Annotated in this window: 13 protein-coding genes, 3 tRNA genes and 4 rRNA genes; 13 read left to right on the top strand and 7 right to left on the bottom strand. The window is 53.9% G+C overall.

What is annotated here, in order from left to right; translation table 11 throughout:
* The first annotated feature begins 85 nt into the window (after nucleotides 1-85).
* From dprA to ACLI4M_RS07640, 6 genes are read left to right on the top strand one after another with little or no spacing between them, the layout of a single operon-like run.
* Nucleotides 86-1,210, top strand: a complete 1,125-nt coding sequence (gene dprA, locus ACLI4M_RS07665) for a DNA-protecting protein DprA (RefSeq protein WP_133622571.1) — start codon at nucleotides 86-88, stop codon at nucleotides 1,208-1,210.
* Nucleotides 1,182-1,655: a DUF494 family protein Smg gene (gene smg, locus ACLI4M_RS07660; protein WP_048917615.1), complete on the top strand. Its 474-nt coding sequence runs from the start codon at nucleotides 1,182-1,184 to the stop codon at nucleotides 1,653-1,655. The genes dprA and smg overlap by 29 nt, the downstream gene beginning before the upstream one ends.
* Before the next feature lie 25 nt (nucleotides 1,656-1,680).
* A complete protein-coding gene (locus tag ACLI4M_RS07655) occupies nucleotides 1,681-2,250 on the top strand; it encodes a DNA topoisomerase family protein (RefSeq protein ID WP_048917614.1) in 570 nt (189 codons plus the stop codon).
* On the top strand, nucleotides 2,228-2,800 hold the full coding sequence (tsaC, locus tag ACLI4M_RS07650) for an L-threonylcarbamoyladenylate synthase type 1 TsaC (RefSeq protein WP_208864866.1): 573 nt from the start codon (nucleotides 2,228-2,230) through the stop codon (nucleotides 2,798-2,800). The genes ACLI4M_RS07655 and tsaC overlap by 23 nt, the downstream gene beginning before the upstream one ends.
* Before the next feature lie 10 nt (nucleotides 2,801-2,810).
* Nucleotides 2,811-3,626, top strand: a complete 816-nt coding sequence (aroE, locus tag ACLI4M_RS07645) for a shikimate dehydrogenase (protein ID WP_133622573.1) — start codon at nucleotides 2,811-2,813, stop codon at nucleotides 3,624-3,626.
* Nucleotides 3,623-3,883: a DUF1488 domain-containing protein gene (locus ACLI4M_RS07640; RefSeq protein ID WP_133622574.1), complete on the top strand. Its 261-nt coding sequence runs from the start codon at nucleotides 3,623-3,625 to the stop codon at nucleotides 3,881-3,883. Before aroE ends, ACLI4M_RS07640 begins: the two co-directional genes overlap by 4 nt.
* On the opposite strand, the gene ACLI4M_RS07635 is transcribed toward ACLI4M_RS07640, so the two are convergent.
* Entirely contained in the window at nucleotides 3,850-4,404 is a 555-nt protein-coding gene (locus tag ACLI4M_RS07635; protein ID WP_133622575.1) for a gamma carbonic anhydrase family protein, read from the bottom strand. The two genes, ACLI4M_RS07640 and ACLI4M_RS07635, sit on opposite strands and share 34 nt — an antisense overlap.
* Before the next feature lie 512 nt (nucleotides 4,405-4,916).
* Here ACLI4M_RS07635 and ACLI4M_RS07630 point away from each other — a divergent pair.
* The 7 genes from ACLI4M_RS07630 (at nucleotide 4,917) to rrf (ACLI4M_RS07600) (ending at nucleotide 10,536) form a co-directional block, all read left to right on the top strand.
* Nucleotides 4,917-6,457: ribosomal RNA gene (locus tag ACLI4M_RS07630) — 16S ribosomal RNA — on the top strand.
* 73 nt (nucleotides 6,458-6,530) lie between these two features.
* Nucleotides 6,531-6,607 (top strand) — tRNA-Ile (locus ACLI4M_RS07625).
* A gap of 134 nt (nucleotides 6,608-6,741) precedes the next feature.
* A tRNA-Ala gene (locus ACLI4M_RS07620) sits at nucleotides 6,742-6,817 on the top strand.
* Nucleotides 6,818-7,024: 207 nt separating this feature from the next.
* Nucleotides 7,025-9,930: ribosomal RNA gene (locus ACLI4M_RS07615) — 23S ribosomal RNA — on the top strand.
* A 215-nt stretch (nucleotides 9,931-10,145) separates the two neighbouring features.
* A 5S ribosomal RNA gene (rrf, locus tag ACLI4M_RS07610) occupies nucleotides 10,146-10,261 on the top strand.
* Between the two features lie 48 nt (nucleotides 10,262-10,309).
* Nucleotides 10,310-10,385 (top strand) — tRNA-Thr (locus ACLI4M_RS07605).
* Nucleotides 10,386-10,420: 35 nt separating this feature from the next.
* Nucleotides 10,421-10,536, top strand: a 5S ribosomal RNA gene (rrf, locus tag ACLI4M_RS07600).
* The 16S, 23S and 5S rRNA genes sit together here with 3 tRNA genes alongside, the layout of an rRNA operon.
* Nucleotides 10,537-10,695: 159 nt before the next feature.
* On the opposite strand, the gene ACLI4M_RS07595 is transcribed toward rrf (ACLI4M_RS07600), so the two are convergent.
* The 6 genes from ACLI4M_RS07595 to fis form a co-directional block, all read right to left on the bottom strand.
* Nucleotides 10,696-11,457 (bottom strand): amino acid ABC transporter ATP-binding protein, encoded by a 762-nt coding sequence (locus ACLI4M_RS07595; RefSeq protein ID WP_048914403.1) that lies wholly within the window; start codon nucleotides 11,455-11,457, stop codon nucleotides 10,696-10,698.
* 8 nt (nucleotides 11,458-11,465) lie between these two features.
* The gene (locus tag ACLI4M_RS07590) at nucleotides 11,466-12,566 is read right to left on the bottom strand and encodes an amino acid ABC transporter permease (protein ID WP_133622576.1); all 1,101 of its coding nucleotides are present in this window, start codon (nucleotides 12,564-12,566) and stop codon (nucleotides 11,466-11,468) included.
* Nucleotides 12,567-12,581: 15 nt separating this feature from the next.
* Nucleotides 12,582-13,760, bottom strand: a complete 1,179-nt coding sequence (locus tag ACLI4M_RS07585; protein ID WP_133622577.1) for an amino acid ABC transporter permease — start codon at nucleotides 13,758-13,760, stop codon at nucleotides 12,582-12,584.
* Nucleotides 13,761-13,827: 67 nt separating this feature from the next.
* Entirely contained in the window at nucleotides 13,828-14,853 is a 1,026-nt protein-coding gene (locus tag ACLI4M_RS07580) for an amino acid ABC transporter substrate-binding protein (protein ID WP_133622578.1), read from the bottom strand.
* A 339-nt stretch (nucleotides 14,854-15,192) separates the two neighbouring features.
* Nucleotides 15,193-16,113 (bottom strand): kdo(2)-lipid IV(A) palmitoleoyltransferase, encoded by a 921-nt coding sequence (gene lpxP, locus ACLI4M_RS07575; RefSeq protein ID WP_133622579.1) that lies wholly within the window; start codon nucleotides 16,111-16,113, stop codon nucleotides 15,193-15,195.
* A gap of 345 nt (nucleotides 16,114-16,458) precedes the next feature.
* Nucleotides 16,459-16,755 carry a DNA-binding transcriptional regulator Fis gene (gene fis, locus ACLI4M_RS07570; protein WP_003855228.1) on the bottom strand — a complete coding sequence of 99 codons (297 nt, stop codon included), beginning with the start codon at nucleotides 16,753-16,755 and terminating at the stop codon, nucleotides 16,459-16,461.
* Between the last annotated feature and the right edge of the window lie 11 nt (nucleotides 16,756-16,766).

The raw sequence follows: 16,766 nt of genomic DNA, 5'->3' as shown, positions 1-16,766 counted from the left end.
CTTATTGTAGACATTTCACGCTGCGATTGACAGCATTCCTGGCAGGTAACCTTCAGGGGGAAGGGGCAAAATCAGGGAGAGAATAATGTCACCTATTGAGTGTGCGCTGCGCCTTTCAGGCGTCTCAGGGTTATCCAGCCCTCAGCGCCTGATTCTGCTGCAGCAAATCAGGGAAATTGACCCGTCAGATACCCCTGCTCTGGCTGCACTGCCATGGACGGCAGGGCAGCTGGAGGCGTTCAGGCAATATGATGGGCGAATTATTGATGAAACATGGCGCTGGCTGGCAGAACCCGGGCACAGTTTCATTACGCCCGACAGCCCTCATTATCCTGAGCGGCTCAAGTCCCTGAGCAACTTTCCGCTGATGCTATTTATTGCGGGCGATGTGGAATTGCTGAACACGCGGCAACTGGCGATAGTGGGCAGCCGACACTGTAGCCATTATGGACGCGAGTGGGGCAGCTGGTTTACTCAGGCTTTGGCCCTGAGTGGCATGACGATTACCAGTGGGCTGGCAATTGGCATTGATGGTATTGCGCACCGCGCCGCGCTGGAGGTAGAGGGGAAAACAATTGCCGTGTTGGGTAGCGGCCTGAACGCGGTTTATCCGTCGCGGCACAGAGCGCTGGCCGGGCAAATTATCGCCGCTGGGGGAGCGCTGGTGTCCGAGTTTCCTTTATCGGTAACGGCTCGTGGGTCCTATTTCCCACGACGTAACCGTATTATTAGCGGTTTAAGCCTGGGCGTGCTGGTGGTTGAGGCGACGTTGCGTAGCGGGTCGCTGCTGACGGCCAGGTTAGCGCTGGAGCAGAACCGCGACGTATTTGCTTTGCCCGGCGCGCTGGGTAATCCGGGAAGCGAAGGGACGAACTGGTTAATTCAGCAGGGCGCGATGTTAGTTGCCCATCCCAACAATATTCTTGAGCAAATACAGAGCGACCTTAACTGGCTTCCTGATTTTCCAGATTCAGCCAATTATTCCACGTCGGACAGCAATCCTTCATTGCCATTTCCCGATGTGTTGGCTAACGTAGGAGATGAGGTTACACCTGTTGACGTCGTCGCTGAACGTGCCGGCCAACCTGTGCCAGCCATCGTAGCTAAGCTGCTTGAGTTGGAGTTAGCAGGGTGGATCGCAGCTGTACCCGGCGGCTATGTCCGATTGAGGAGGGCAAGCCATGTTCGACGTACTAATGTACTTATTTGAAACGTATATCCACAACGAGGCAGAAATGCGCGTTGACCAGGATAAATTGACTGATGATCTGTCCGATGCAGGTTTTCATCGTGAAGATATCTATAATGCGTTGAACTGGTTGGAAAAGCTGGCAGATTATCAGGACGGCCTTGTCGCTCCGATTCTGCTGACTACCGATCCGCTGTCTATGCGTATCTACACCGAGGAAGAGAGTCAGCGTTTAGATGCCAACTGCCGTGGCTTTATTCTGTTCCTGGAACAAATTCAGGTTCTGAATCTGGACACGCGCGAAATGGTTATCGAACGTATTATGGCTCTGGATACCCTCGAGTTTGATCTGGACGATCTCAAATGGGTGGTGCTGATGGTGCTGTTTAATATCCCCGGATGTGAAAACGCCTATCAGCAAATGGAAGAGCTACTTTTCGACGTCAATGAAGGAATGCTGCACTGAAGTTTGCCTTCGTGTACACAAAGTTATGAATAAAACAGCGCTTTTCGCTGTGCGAAAAAATGAACCCTGCCCCCAGTGTGGGGCAGAACTGGTTATTCGCTCCGGGAAACATGGCGCTTTTCTTGGTTGCTCACTCTACCCCGAATGCGACTTTATTCGGCCGCTGAAAGGCCAGGCTGACGGGCACATTGTTAAAGTGCTCGAAGGTCAGCTGTGCCCGAAATGTGGGGCCGAACTGGTATTGCGCCAGGGGCGTTACGGCATGTTTGTCGCCTGTAGTGAATACCCGGAATGCGAGCATACCGAAACTATCGATAAGCCGGATGAAACCACGCTCGCCTGCCCGCAGTGTCAGAGCGGAAAGCTGGTGGCACGACGTTCGCGTTACGGTAAAACATTCCACGCCTGTGACCGCTATCCCGACTGTCAGTTTGCAGTGAACTTCACTCCGCTGGAAGGGGTGTGTGAGTTCTGCCAGTTCCCGTTGCTAATAGAAAAGAAAACCGCCAGAGGTGTGAAGCGTTTCTGCGCCAGTAAAGCCTGCGGCAAACCTGTAACAGTGATAAATGGTAGTGAAGATGAAACCAGTGCATGACTCTGTAGCGCTCTGCGTTGCGCAATTGCGCCAGTCAGCCGTAATTGCTTACCCCACAGAGGCGGTATTTGGCCTCGGCTGCGATCCCGACAGTGAGGCTGCGGTCATGCAACTGCTGGCACTGAAGCGCCGCCCGGTAGATAAGGGGCTGATCTTGATTGCCGCTGACTACCAGCAGTTACTCCCTTATATTGCCGATGAGCAGTTGAGCGCCGAACAGAAAGAGCGGATGTTTTCCCGCTGGCCTGGGCCGGTGACCTGGGTGCTGCCCGCGCGTCAAGAGACACCGCGCTGGCTGACCGGGCGCTTCTCCTCGCTGGCAGTGCGCGTCAGTAATCATCCTGATGTGGTCAAACTGTGTCAGGCTTTTGACAAGCCATTAGTCTCTACCAGTGCCAACCTCAGCGGTTTACCACCGTGCCGCAATGTGGCGGAGGTGCTGGCGCAGTTCGGTGAAGGTTTCCCCGTGCTGCAGGGAGAAACGGGCGGCCGCCAGAATCCGTCAGAAATCCGCGATGTATTAACCGGTGAACTGATTCGCCAGGGATAAAGAGAACTCTATGTCGTTTGTCGTCTTCGGTAACCCGATTAATCACAGTAAATCGCCCCGCATTCACCAGCTGTTTGCTGAGCAGAGCGGGATCGCCCATCCTTATGAGCGTTTTTGCGCGCCAGTTGAGGGTTTTGAACAGGCCGCGCGTGATTTTTTTGCCGCCGGCGGCAAAGGCGCTAACGTGACCCTGCCGTTTAAACAGCAGGCTTATGCGCTGGCCAGCGAGCTGAGCGAGCGAGCGGCTCTGGCGGGTGCGGTCAACACGCTAAAAAAACTCGACGATGGCCGACTGCTGGGCGATAACACCGATGGCATTGGTCTGCTGAGCGATCTTCAACGGCTGCAGCTGATCCAGCCTGACGACCGGATCCTCCTGATCGGCGCAGGCGGCGCAGCAAGAGGTGTGATCCTCCCGCTGCTTTCAGCTCACGCCCATATCACTATTGTTAACCGTACCCATGCGAAAGCCGCTGAACTAGAGCAGCTGTTCCAGCGCCAGGGCGGTGTGCGGGCATTAACCCGTGAGAAGCTGGTCGGCGAGCAGTTTGACCTGGTGATCAATGCGACTTCCAGCGGTGTCGCGGGAGATGTCCCGGAACTGCCCGTTGGTTTGGTGAATACACAGACCCGCTGCTACGACATGTTTTATCAGCAGGGGGACACGCCGTTTCTGCAGTGGTGCCGTCAGCAGGGGGCAGTTCAGCTGGCTGATGGTCTCGGCATGCTGGTGGGCCAGGCGGCACACTCATTTAAGCTGTGGCATGGCGTAATGCCGGATATCACTCCGGTGATTAAAATATTAAAAGAAGAGATGGCTGGGTGAATCAGGCCATCCAGTTTCCTGAACGGGAATGGTGGGATGAAAATTTACAGGCGGTCTGCTTCAGCGCACTGGTTAATGGCTTCCCGCTCACTTGCGTCATAAGCGGCGAAGCTTTACTTCGCCGCTTTAGCTGTAAAGGGGATGCGCTGGCCTGTTTCCACCTTTACCGCTGGGAGCTGGAAGAGGATGCTGAGCAGGCGATCAAAGATCAACAGGAAGATGCTCAGGGTTGGGTCTGGCTCTCTTCCGCCAGATAGTCATTTTTCCAGCTGACATAGTTGTTAGCAGAATAGAGCAGGCCGCCAATTTCATCGGACGTCAGCGGCCTTACCTTTTTCGCCGGACTGCCCAGATAAAGGAAGCCACTTTCCAGACGCTTGCCGGGCGACACCAGGCTCCCCGCGCCAATCATCACATCATCTTCGACCACAACCCCATCAAGCAGAATGGCCCCCATGCCAACCAGCACGCGATTGCCGATGGTGCAGCCGTGCAGCATCGCTTTATGTCCTACGGTGACATCCTCACCAATCACCAGCGGATAGCCGTCAGGGTTGGTTGCCGATTGATGAGTGAGGTGCAGCACGCTACCATCCTGAATATTGCTGCGTTTGCCGATCGTCACGCGATTAACGTCGCCGCGTATGACGACCAACGGCCAGACACCGACATCGTCTGCCAGCGAAACATTGCCAATGACAACGCTGGTGGCATCAATCATTACCCGCTCACCCAGCTGTGGGCGTACTCCTTTATATGCACGTACGTTGTGAACCATAACGACCTCTATATAGATAGGATCCTGCCAGCGTAGTACCGGAAGCGATTGTTGATCAATTACCACGGTAAAAAACGCGCTAAATTTGTGCGGATCGCCTGAGATCTCAGCGAAAAGAGCGATAAATCAGCAACCAAATAAAAAGATCGAAAAAAGGGTTGTGGATTAAATCGGGATCCCTATAATGCGCAACCACTGAGACGGCACAACGGCTTACAGGCCAGCGGCTCAGAAGGTTCAGGAAGTATCTGAACCGCCGGAAAAACTTCTCAAAAAGAAGTTGACTCCGAAGGAGGAAAGCGTAATATACGCCACCTCGCGACAGGAAGCCTCGGCACTGCTCGCAACGCTCTTTAACAATTTATCAGACAATCTGTGTGGGCACTCGCAGGATTGATATCAACGTCTCCGGACGTAAAAAATATCAAGCCTCACGAGTGAACACATAATGAAATTCATTATGACGTTTTACAGATGAGCACCGCTGAACTTGTTTCAGCAAATCGAACTTTTAATTGAAGAGTTTGATCATGGCTCAGATTGAACGCTGGCGGCAGGCCTAACACATGCAAGTCGAACGGTAGCACAGAGAGCTTGCTCTTGGGTGACGAGTGGCGGACGGGTGAGTAATGTCTGGGAAACTGCCCGATGGAGGGGGATAACTACTGGAAACGGTAGCTAATACCGCATAACGTCTTCGGACCAAAGTGGGGGACCTTCGGGCCTCACACCATCGGATGTGCCCAGATGGGATTAGCTAGTAGGTGGGGTAACGGCTCACCTAGGCGACGATCCCTAGCTGGTCTGAGAGGATGACCAGCCACACTGGAACTGAGACACGGTCCAGACTCCTACGGGAGGCAGCAGTGGGGAATATTGCACAATGGGCGCAAGCCTGATGCAGCCATGCCGCGTGTATGAAGAAGGCCTTCGGGTTGTAAAGTACTTTCAGTGGGGAGGAAGGCGATGGAGTTAATAGCTTCGTCGATTGACGTTACCCGCAGAAGAAGCACCGGCTAACTCCGTGCCAGCAGCCGCGGTAATACGGAGGGTGCAAGCGTTAATCGGAATTACTGGGCGTAAAGCGCACGCAGGCGGTCTGTCAAGTCGGATGTGAAATCCCCGGGCTCAACCTGGGAACTGCATTCGAAACTGGCAGGCTAGAGTCTTGTAGAGGGGGGTAGAATTCCAGGTGTAGCGGTGAAATGCGTAGAGATCTGGAGGAATACCGGTGGCGAAGGCGGCCCCCTGGACAAAGACTGACGCTCAGGTGCGAAAGCGTGGGGAGCAAACAGGATTAGATACCCTGGTAGTCCACGCCGTAAACGATGTCGACTTGGAGGTTGTGCCCTTGAGGCGTGGCTTCCGGAGCTAACGCGTTAAGTCGACCGCCTGGGGAGTACGGCCGCAAGGTTAAAACTCAAATGAATTGACGGGGGCCCGCACAAGCGGTGGAGCATGTGGTTTAATTCGATGCAACGCGAAGAACCTTACCTGGCCTTGACATCCACGGAATTTGGCAGAGATGCCTTAGTGCCTTCGGGAACCGTGAGACAGGTGCTGCATGGCTGTCGTCAGCTCGTGTTGTGAAATGTTGGGTTAAGTCCCGCAACGAGCGCAACCCTTATCCTTTGTTGCCAGCGAGTAATGTCGGGAACTCAAAGGAGACTGCCGGTGATAAACCGGAGGAAGGTGGGGATGACGTCAAGTCATCATGGCCCTTACGGCCAGGGCTACACACGTGCTACAATGGCGCATACAAAGAGAAGCGACCTCGCGAGAGCAAGCGGACCTCATAAAGTGCGTCGTAGTCCGGATCGGAGTCTGCAACTCGACTCCGTGAAGTCGGAATCGCTAGTAATCGTAGATCAGAATGCTACGGTGAATACGTTCCCGGGCCTTGTACACACCGCCCGTCACACCATGGGAGTGGGTTGCAAAAGAAGTAGGTAGCTTAACCTTCGGGAGGGCGCTTACCACTTTGTGATTCATGACTGGGGTGAAGTCGTAACAAGGTAACCGTAGGGGAACCTGCGGTTGGATCACCTCCTTACCTGAAGATACCTTCCCGCGTAGTGTCCACACAGATTGTCTGATGAAAAAGTAACGAGCAGAAAAACCTCTACAGGCTTGTAGCTCAGGTGGTTAGAGCGCACCCCTGATAAGGGTGAGGTCGGTGGTTCAAGTCCACTCAGGCCTACCAAATTTGCACTCATGCGGCGTTATGCACTCGGTCGTTTACCAACGTAAACTTCCCTCCTGCATGCCTTGCCTGAGCACAAATTACATTTCTTCTTTGGAATGTAATGGTAGTAAAAGGTTTCTGTAAGACTGTATGGGGCTATAGCTCAGCTGGGAGAGCGCCTGCCTTGCACGCAGGAGGTCAGCGGTTCGATCCCGCTTAGCTCCACCATACTGTTTTTCTAAATAAAATACTTCAGAGTGTGCTGGATAACAGCATGCTGCGAAGTATTATGCTCTTTAACAATCCGGAACAAGCTGAAAATTGAAACGACGCGTCGTATTCATTCTCCGTAATAAGAATGAAGTTAACGATGCGTTCGAGTCTCTCAAATGCTCACGACAGCATGCTGTCCTTCGGGACGCTTGTGGGTTGTGAGGTTAAGCGACTAAGCGTACACGGTGGATGCCTAGGCAGTCAGAGGCGATGAAGGGCGTGCTAATCTGCGATAAGCGTCGGTAAGGTGATATGAACCGCAATAACCGACGATACCCGAATGGGGAAACCCAGTGTGATACGTCACACTATCATGTCATGAATACATAGTGGCATGAGGCGAACCGGGGGAACTGAAACATCTAAGTACCCCGAGGAAAAGAAATCAACCGAGATTCCCCCAGTAGCGGCGAGCGAACGGGGAACAGCCCAGAACCTGAATCAGCTTGTGCATTAGTGGAAGCGTCTGGAAAGTCGCAGGGTACAGGGTGATACTCCCGTACACAAAAATGCACTTGCTGTGAGTTCGATGAGTAGGGCGGGACACGTGACATCCTGTCTGAATATGGGGGGACCATCCTCCAAGGCTAAATACTCCTGACTGACCGATAGTGAACCAGTACCGTGAGGGAAAGGCGAAAAGAACCCCGGCGAGGGGAGTGAAACAGAACCTGAAACCGTGTACGTACAAGCAGTGGGAGCACCTTCGTGGTGTGACTGCGTACCTTTTGTATAATGGGTCAGCGACTTATATTCTGTAGCAAGGTTAACCGTATAGGGGAGCCGCAGGGAAACCGAGTCTTAACTGGGCGTTAAGTTGCAGGGTATAGACCCGAAACCCGGTGATCTAGCCATGGGCAGGTTGAAGGTTGGGTAACACTAACTGGAGGACCGAACCGACTAATGTTGAAAAATTAGCGGATGACTTGTGGCTGGGGGTGAAAGGCCAATCAAACCGGGAGATAGCTGGTTCTCCCCGAAAGCTATTTAGGTAGCGCCTCGTGAACTCATCTTCGGGGGTAGAGCACTGTTTCGGCTAGGGGGCCATCCCGGCTTACCAACCCGATGCAAACTGCGAATACCGAAGAATGTTATCACGGGAGACACACGGCGGGTGCTAACGTCCGTCGTGAAGAGGGAAACAACCCAGACCGCCAGCTAAGGTCCCAAAGTCATGGTTAAGTGGGAAACGATGTGGGAAGGCACAGACAGCCAGGATGTTGGCTTAGAAGCAGCCATCATTTAAAGAAAGCGTAATAGCTCACTGGTCGAGTCGGCCTGCGCGGAAGATGTAACGGGGCTAAACCATGCACCGAAGCTGCGGCAGCGGCGCGTAAGCGTTGTTGGGTAGGGGAGCGTTCTGTAAGCCGTTGAAGGTGTGCTGTGAGGCATGCTGGAGGTATCAGAAGTGCGAATGCTGACATAAGTAACGATAAAGCGGGTGAAAAGCCCGCTCGCCGGAAGACCAAGGGTTCCTGTCCAACGTTAATCGGGGCAGGGTGAGTCGACCCCTAAGGCGAGGCCGAAAGGCGTAGTCGATGGGAAACGGGTTAATATTCCCGTACTCGGTGTTACTGCGAAGGGGGGACGGAGAAGGCTATGTTGGCCGGGCGACGGTTGTCCCGGTTTAAGCGTGTAGGCTTGAGTTCCAGGCAAATCCGGAACTCTTTAAGGCTGAGGCGTGATGACGAGGCACTACGGTGCTGAAGTAACAAATGCCCTGCTTCCAGGAAAAGCCTCTAAGCATCAGGTAACATCGAATCGTACCCCAAACCGACACAGGTGGTCAGGTAGAGAATACCAAGGCGCTTGAGAGAACTCGGGTGAAGGAACTAGGCAAAATGGTGCCGTAACTTCGGGAGAAGGCACGCTGTCGGTAGGTGAAACCCCTCGCGGGTGGAGCTGAAGGCAGTCGAAGATACCAGCTGGCTGCAACTGTTTATTAAAAACACAGCACTGTGCAAACACGAAAGTGGACGTATACGGTGTGACGCCTGCCCGGTGCCGGAAGGTTAATTGATGGGGTTATCCGCAAGGAGAAGCTCTTGATCGAAGCCCCGGTAAACGGCGGCCGTAACTATAACGGTCCTAAGGTAGCGAAATTCCTTGTCGGGTAAGTTCCGACCTGCACGAATGGCGTAATGATGGCCAGGCTGTCTCCACCCGAGACTCAGTGAAATTGAACTCGCTGTGAAGATGCAGTGTACCCGCGGCAAGACGGAAAGACCCCGTGAACCTTTACTACAGCTTGACACTGAACATTGAGCCTTGATGTGTAGGATAGGTGGGAGGCTTTGAAGCGTGGACGCCAGTCTGCGTGGAGCCAACCTTGAAATACCACCCTTTAACGTTTGATGTTCTAACCTGGCGCCGTGATCCGGCGTGGGGACAGTGTCTGGTGGGTAGTTTGACTGGGGCGGTCTCCTCCTAAAGAGTAACGGAGGAGCACGAAGGTTAGCTAATCACGGTCGGACATCGTGAGGTTAGTGCAATGGCATAAGCTAGCTTGACTGCGAGAGTGACGGCTCGAGCAGGTGCGAAAGCAGGTCATAGTGATCCGGTGGTTCTGAATGGAAGGGCCATCGCTCAACGGATAAAAGGTACTCCGGGGATAACAGGCTGATACCGCCCAAGAGTTCATATCGACGGCGGTGTTTGGCACCTCGATGTCGGCTCATCACATCCTGGGGCTGAAGTAGGTCCCAAGGGTACGGCTGTTCGCCGTTTAAAGTGGTACGCGAGCTGGGTTTAGAACGTCGTGAGACAGTTCGGTCCCTATCTGCCGTGGGCGCTGGAGAATTGAGAGGGGTTGCTCCTAGTACGAGAGGACCGGAGTGAACGCACCACTGGTGTTCGGGTTGTCATGCCAATGGCATTGCCCGGTAGCTAAGTGCGGAAAAGATAAGCGCTGAAAGCATCTAAGCGCGAAACTTGCCTCGAGATGAATTCTCCCTGACTCCTTGAGAGTCCTGAAGGGACGTTGAAGACTACGACGTTGATAGGCCGGGTGTGTAAGCGCAGCGATGCGTTGAGCTAACCGGTACTAATGACCCGTGAGGCTTAACCTTACAACGCCAGAAGCGTTCTGGTGTGCGTTATGAGAGACGCAAAAGAGATTTTCAGCCTGTGACCGGATAACAATTTAGCGGGAACGAAAGATTTTGTGCTGAGGCAAGGCGGCAAGCGAAGGAAAGGAGGGAGCATACTGAAGTATGTGACTGACTTTGCGAGCGCGGCCAACGCAGCAGCAGTGCAAAAGATTCGTTTCATGCACCAAGATTTGCCTGGCGGCTTTAGCGCGGTGGTCCCACCTGACCCCATGCCGAACTCAGAAGTGAAACGCCGTAGCGCCGATGGTAGTGTGGGGCCTCCCCATGCGAGAGTAGGGAACTGCCAGGCATCAATTTAAAAAGGGCGACATTCGTGTCGCCCTTTACAGTTAAAAATGCTGATATGGCTCAGTTGGTAGAGCGCACCCTTGGTAAGGGTGAGGTCCCCAGTTCGACTCTGGGTATCAGCACCAGTTATAAAGCGTGAGTTCGGTAAATCAAGAATTTGCCTGGCGGCTTTAGCGCGGTGGTCCCACCTGACCCCATGCCGAACTCAGAAGTGAAACGCCGTAGCGCCGATGGTAGTGTGGGGTCTCCCCATGCGAGAGTAGGGAACTGCCAGGCATCAATTAAACAGACAAGCCTCATGCGAAAGCATGGGGCTTTTTTGTTTGTGCGCAATCCAGGAAAACACAATATTAGCGGATAACCGTTGAAAACATGGCGTTAAAAAAGCCCCGGCCATCACTGATCGGGGCTTTGTACCTCAGTTACCACGTGAAATTAGTGGATGACCTGCGACAGGAAAGCGCGGGTGCGTTCTGACTTAGGATTAGAGAAGAACTCCTGCGGCGCAGCCTGCTCAACGATCTCACCGCGGTCCATAAAGATCACGCGGTCGGCCACGGTGCGCGCAAAGCCCATTTCATGGGTTACGCAAAGCATGGTCATACCATCTTCTGCCAGGCCAATCATGGTATCGAGAACCTCCTTCACCATCTCGGGGTCCAGCGCTGAGGTCGGTTCATCGAACAGCATGATTTTCGGCTTCATGCACAATGAGCGGGCAATCGCCACGCGCTGCTGCTGGCCACCGGAGAGCTGCCCCGGGAATTTGTGCGCATGCTCGGCAATACGCACGCGCTCCAGGTAATGCATCGCCAGCTCTTCAGCTTCTTTCTTCGGCGTTTTGCGTACCCAGATAGGGGCCAGAGTACAGTTCTGCAATACGCTCAGGTGCGGGAAGAGATTGAAGTGCTGAAACACCATGCCGACTTCCGTGCGCACGCGTTCGATATTACGCAGATCGTCATTAAGCAGGGTGCCATCTACCACAATACGGCCCTGCTGATGCTCTTCCAGATGGTTGATGCAGCGAATCGTTGTCGATTTTCCCGAGCCGGAAGGCCCGCAGAGTACGATACGTTCGCGCGGTTTTACCTGCAGATTGATATTCTTCAGGACATGAAACTGACCATACCACTTGTTCACGTTTTCCAGCGTAATCATCATCGCGTCGTCAGCTTGAGTAATAATTTGAGTCATGTTGAACCTCAGTGTGGCGTACGCCCGGTGTTAAAGCGCTTCTCCAGATACTGGCTATAGCGCGACATGCTAAAACAGAAAATCCAGTAGACCAGTGCAGCAAAGACGTAACCCTCGGTGGACATACCCAGCCAGGTTGGGTCGACGGTGGCCTGCTGCACGCTACTGAACAGATCGAAAAGGCCGATGATGATCACCAGGCTGGTATCTTTGAACAGGGCGATGATGGTGTTAACCAGCCCGGGGATGACCAGCTTCAACGCCTGCGGCAGGATCACCAATCCCTGGGTTTTCCAGTAGCCCAGCGCCAGCGACTCAGCGGCTTCGTACTGACCTTTTGGCAACGCCTGCAACCCGCCGCGCACCACTTCGGCAACATAGGCTGACTGGAACAGGATCACCCCAACCAGCGCACGGATCAGCTTATCAATAGTGCTGCCTTCCGCCATAAACAGCGGCAGCATCACCGAGGACATAAACAGCACGGTGATCAGCGGGACGCCGCGCCAGAACTCGATAAACAGGATACAGAGCGTGCGCACCACCGGCATACGCGAGCGACGGCCCAGCGCCAGCAGAATCCCCAGCGGCAACGCACCGGCGATACCCACTGAAGCGATGATCAGCGTCAGCGTCAGGCCGCCCCACTGACGGGTTTCCACGCGTTCCAGCCCCAGATAGCCGCCGTACAGCAGGAACCACACCACAATCGGATAGATCACGGCCCAGGCGGCGATATAGCTACCGCGACGCGGCAGGCTTTTCAGGAACATCGGGACGATGGATAGCAGGCCGATAACCAGCGCCAGATTAATGCGCCAGCGTAACTCGTGGGGATACAGCCCATACATAAACTGGCCGAAACGCGCATGGATAAACACCCAGCATGCGCCTTCCCTGGTACAGTCTGCGCGGGTGTTGCCGAACCAGTTCGCCTGGAACACCAGCCAGTTCAGCGCGGGGGGGATCACCACCCACATCACCCAGATACAGAACAGGGTCAGCAGTGAGTTTCCCCAGCTGGAGAACAGATTTTTTCTTGCCCAAACGACGGCACGTGAGAACGCGTTAGTCGGTACGGGCGGAGTGTCATGAGTCGTTACAGTCATAATTATCCCGTTCTCTTAGCGTTCAATCAGCGCGATTTTGCGGTTATAGATATTCATTAACAGCGAAATCGTCAGGCTGATGATGAGATAAACACCCATGGTGATGGCGATTGTCTCAATGGCCTGGCCCGTCTGGTTCAGCACCGTCCCGGCAAACAGCGACACCATATCGGGATAGCCAATCGCGGCAGCCAGCGAGGAGTTTTTCACGATATTGAGATACTGGCTGGTCAGCGGTGGAATGATCACGCGCATCGCCTGTGGGATGATGACCTGGCGTAGCGTCACCGGGTTTGGCAGGCCGAGCGAGCGGGCAGCCTCATGCTGACCGTGCGGTACGGACTGAATGCCTGAACGGATCACCTCCGCGATAAATGACGAGGTGTAGATCGACAGCGCCAGCGTCAGGGCCGCCAGCTCAGGGATCAGAACAAAGCCACCGCGATAGTTAAAGCCCTTCAGCTCCGGGATATCCCAGTGCATCGGGCTGCCGGCAAACGTTGAAGCCAGCAGCGGAAACAGCCCCAGCATCGCAATCGCCGCCGGCCAGGTGCGGCGCAGCTGCCCGGTTTTAAGCTGATGCTTTTTGTTATAGCGGAACAGGCCGACCGTCGCCAGGACGGCAAGCAGTAACGCCAACAGAAATGGCAGGGTGCCCGGCGCGTACTCAGGCCATGGGATGTAGAGCCCGCGGTTACTGACGAAAGCGAGATCAAAGGCATTCAGCGCCTGGCGCGGTCCCGGCAGATTGCGCAGCACCGCAAAGTACCAGAAGAAGATCTGCAGCAGCGGGGGAATGTTGCGGAACGTCTCAATATAGATATTGGAAATTTTCCGCAGCAGCCAGTTGTCAGACAGACGTGCCAGACCAATAAAGAAGCCGAGAAAAGAGGCAAAGACAATACAGAGTGCGGAAACCAGCAGCGTGTTGGTGAGACCCACCAGGAACACGCGTGCGTAGGTATCCCCCTCGCTGTAGTCGATCAGATGCTGGACGATACCGAAGCCAGCGCTACGTTCAAGGAAACCAAAACCGGAAGTAATGCCACGGCTTGCCAGGTTAATGATGGTGTTATGAATCAGATAACCTGCTACGGCAACAACCGCGACGATCGCAATGATCTGGTAAAGCCAGGCGCGCACCGCAGGATTGCTGAATGAAAAATCCCTTTTTACGGTTGGGCGTTGAGACATGATGAGACCTCAGTAACGAAAATTCTGTCGTGGGCACCCGCACGCGGGTGCCCGGTAATCGGGGGAATTAACGTACTGGTGGCGCGTACTGGATGCCGCCCTGGTTCCACAGTGCATTCTGACCACGGGCAATTTTCAGCTGGCTATCTTTACCGACGTTACGGTCAAAGACTTCCTGATAGTTACCCACCTGCTTGATGATGTTGTAAGCCCATTTGTTGTCCAGCTTCAGGTCTTTACCGAAGTCACCTTCGGCGCCCAGCAGGTGAGCCATATCAGGGGTAGAGGGCTTAGCCGTCATCTCGTCGACGTTTTTAGAGGTAATACCCATCTCTTCCGCGTTCAGCATGGCGAACAGAGACCATTTAACGATGGTGAACCAGTCATCATCACCGCGGCGTACTACCGGGCCCAGAGGCTCTTTAGAGATCACTTCCGGCAGTACGACGAACTCGTCTGGTTTGCCCAGCTTGATGCGCAGTGCATACAGCTGAGACTGGTCAGAGGCGAGGGTATCGCAACGACCGGTATCCAGCGCTTTCGCCGACTCGTCAGAACGGTCGAAGGTCACCGGGGTATACTGCATTTTGTTGGCTTTAAAGTAGTCCGCCACGTTCAGTTCAGTGTCGGTACCGGCCTGAATGCAAACGGTTGCGCCGTCCAGCTCTTTAGCACTTTTCAGACCTGCTTTCTGGTGGGTCAGGAAGCCGATGCCATCGTAGTAGTTAACGCCAGCGAAGATGAAGCCCATGCCGCCGTCACGTGCAGAGGTCCAGGTGGTGTTACGTGACAGGATATCCACTTCACCTGACTGCAGTGCGGTGAAACGCTCTTTTGCCGTCAGCGGGGTGTACTTTACCTTGGTCGCATCACCAAATACGGCTGCGGCAGCCGCACGACAAACGTCCACGTCGATGCCGGAAAACTTACCGCTGGCATCCGCATAGGAGAAGCCCGGTAAGCCGTCACTGATACCGCACTGCACAAAGCCTTTCTTCTTAATGGCGTCCAGCGTGGTGCCAGCGTGAGCCTGATTCGCAACCGCAAACAGCGTAGCAGCGGCAACCAAAGTTGAAAGCATCATCTTTTTCATAAAGCATCCTGTGTGGCGAAAACGTTTTGTTATGTGTAATGCACGCTTTGGTGCACTTTGCCTGTCTGTGGCCGAAGCCATTCACTGCTTTGCAAAGGTAGTGCCAGATTTGCAGAGCCCTGAATCTATTGGAAAGCATTGCTAATATTCAGAAGCATTTGGTAAGTTCGATTAATATCGCGCACCAGGACGGGGCAAAAATAGCACTAATGGTCACAAATAGTGCAAATAGTTTCACTATATGGAAGCAGTGTGAGGGAGATAGCAGTTTTAGTGACTGAAGTGTAAAAAGAGTGGCTAACTCCAGCGCGCAGAGGCGCTGGAGGGGGGCAACGCGGGTTAATAGAGGGAACTGGCTCCGCCGGGACGCGTTTTAAAGCGGCGGTGTAGCCACATATACTGATTGGGCGCACGCATGATCTCGCGCTCAATGACGCGGTTCATGTACTCGGCAGCCTGCTGCTCGCTTTCGATGGGATAATCTTTCAGCTCTGGCTGGATCACTAATTCATAGCCGCTGCCGTCTTCGTTGCGAATCAGCACAACGGTGATCAGCGCAGGTTTTGCCATGCGTGCCAGCATCCAGGTGCCGCTGGTCGTGGCCGCCTCAGGTACGGCAAACAGCGGGGCGAAGACGCTACCTTTCGGGCCGTAATCCTGGTCCGGTGCAAACCACACGGCCTCACCCTGTTTCAGCGCCTGCACCATACCGCGCAGATCGCGACGATTGATCATCGCTTTGTTCGAGCGCATGCGTCCTTTAGTCTGCACCCACTCCATGAATTTGTTGTTATGCGGGCGATACATGGCCATCATCGGCTGACAGAGGCCCATTGCCCGTCCGCCAAGTTCCAGCGACATAAAATGCACGCCGATAATCAGCGCGCCACGGCCATCGGCCTGTGCAGCCTGCAGGTTGTGCAGGCCATTAACTTTAAACCAGCGCTTCACGCGGCGGTCGGACCAAAACCAGGCCATGCCGGTTTCAATCAGGCCCATCCCCAGGGATTCGAAATTGCCGACGATGCAGCGCTCCAGCTGATCTTTGTCCATATCCGGAAAGCACAGCTCCAGATTGCGGCGCGCAATCGAGACGCGGCGCTTCATAAAGCGCATAGAAGTGCGTCCTATCCAGATGCCGAACTTATGCAGTAAAGGATACGGGAGTTGGACCAGCAGAAAGAGTACGCTGACGCCAAACCAGGTTAACCAGTAGCGTGGGCGAAGAAAACCCCGGCGGAATTTTTGTGACGGCTTCATCTATTGCTCATTTTGACGTTAAGGACCAGAGAACCTGTAACGCAAGTTGACAACAATCAGCTGCGATACAATCACTCAGACACCCATTCAGGACGATGGTTTAGCCTGCTTCCTAAGCTGGCAGAACTTTACATTTGCGGGGCGTGACGCACGGCTATCAGAAAGGTAAGGGCTGCAGGCCTGGGTAGGCATTTCCATTGGCTGTAATTTTACACAGATTAACGGGACTTCAGGAAGATGTGCAGAGGAATAATCTGACAAGAAAATTTTATCCGCTCAAAAAATAAAAAAGCGCCAGCCCCGGAGGGACAAGCGCTTTCGCAACAACATGATAGCCAAAGACTATTAGTTCATGCCGTATTTTTTCAGTTTCTTACGCAGTGTACCGCGGTTGATACCCATCATCAGGGCTGCACGGGTCTGGTTGCCACGGGTGTATTGCATCACCATGTCCAACAGAGGCTGCTCTACTTCAGCCAATACCAGCTCATACAGATCACTTACATCTTGACCATTCAGTTGAGCAAAATAGTTCTTCAGTGCCTGTTTGACCGAATCACGAAGTGGCTTTTGGGTCACCTGATCCTGTGAATTTACGGTAGATACGGTCAGTACGTCAGAATTTACGCGTTGTTCGAACATAGTTCTGTCAG

The sequence above is a fragment of the Erwinia sp. LJJL01 genome, from assembly GCF_047300805.2.
GTDB lineage: Bacteria > Pseudomonadota > Gammaproteobacteria > Enterobacterales > Enterobacteriaceae > Erwinia > Erwinia aphidicola.
This window is presented reverse-complemented; position numbering and strand designations above follow the sequence as displayed.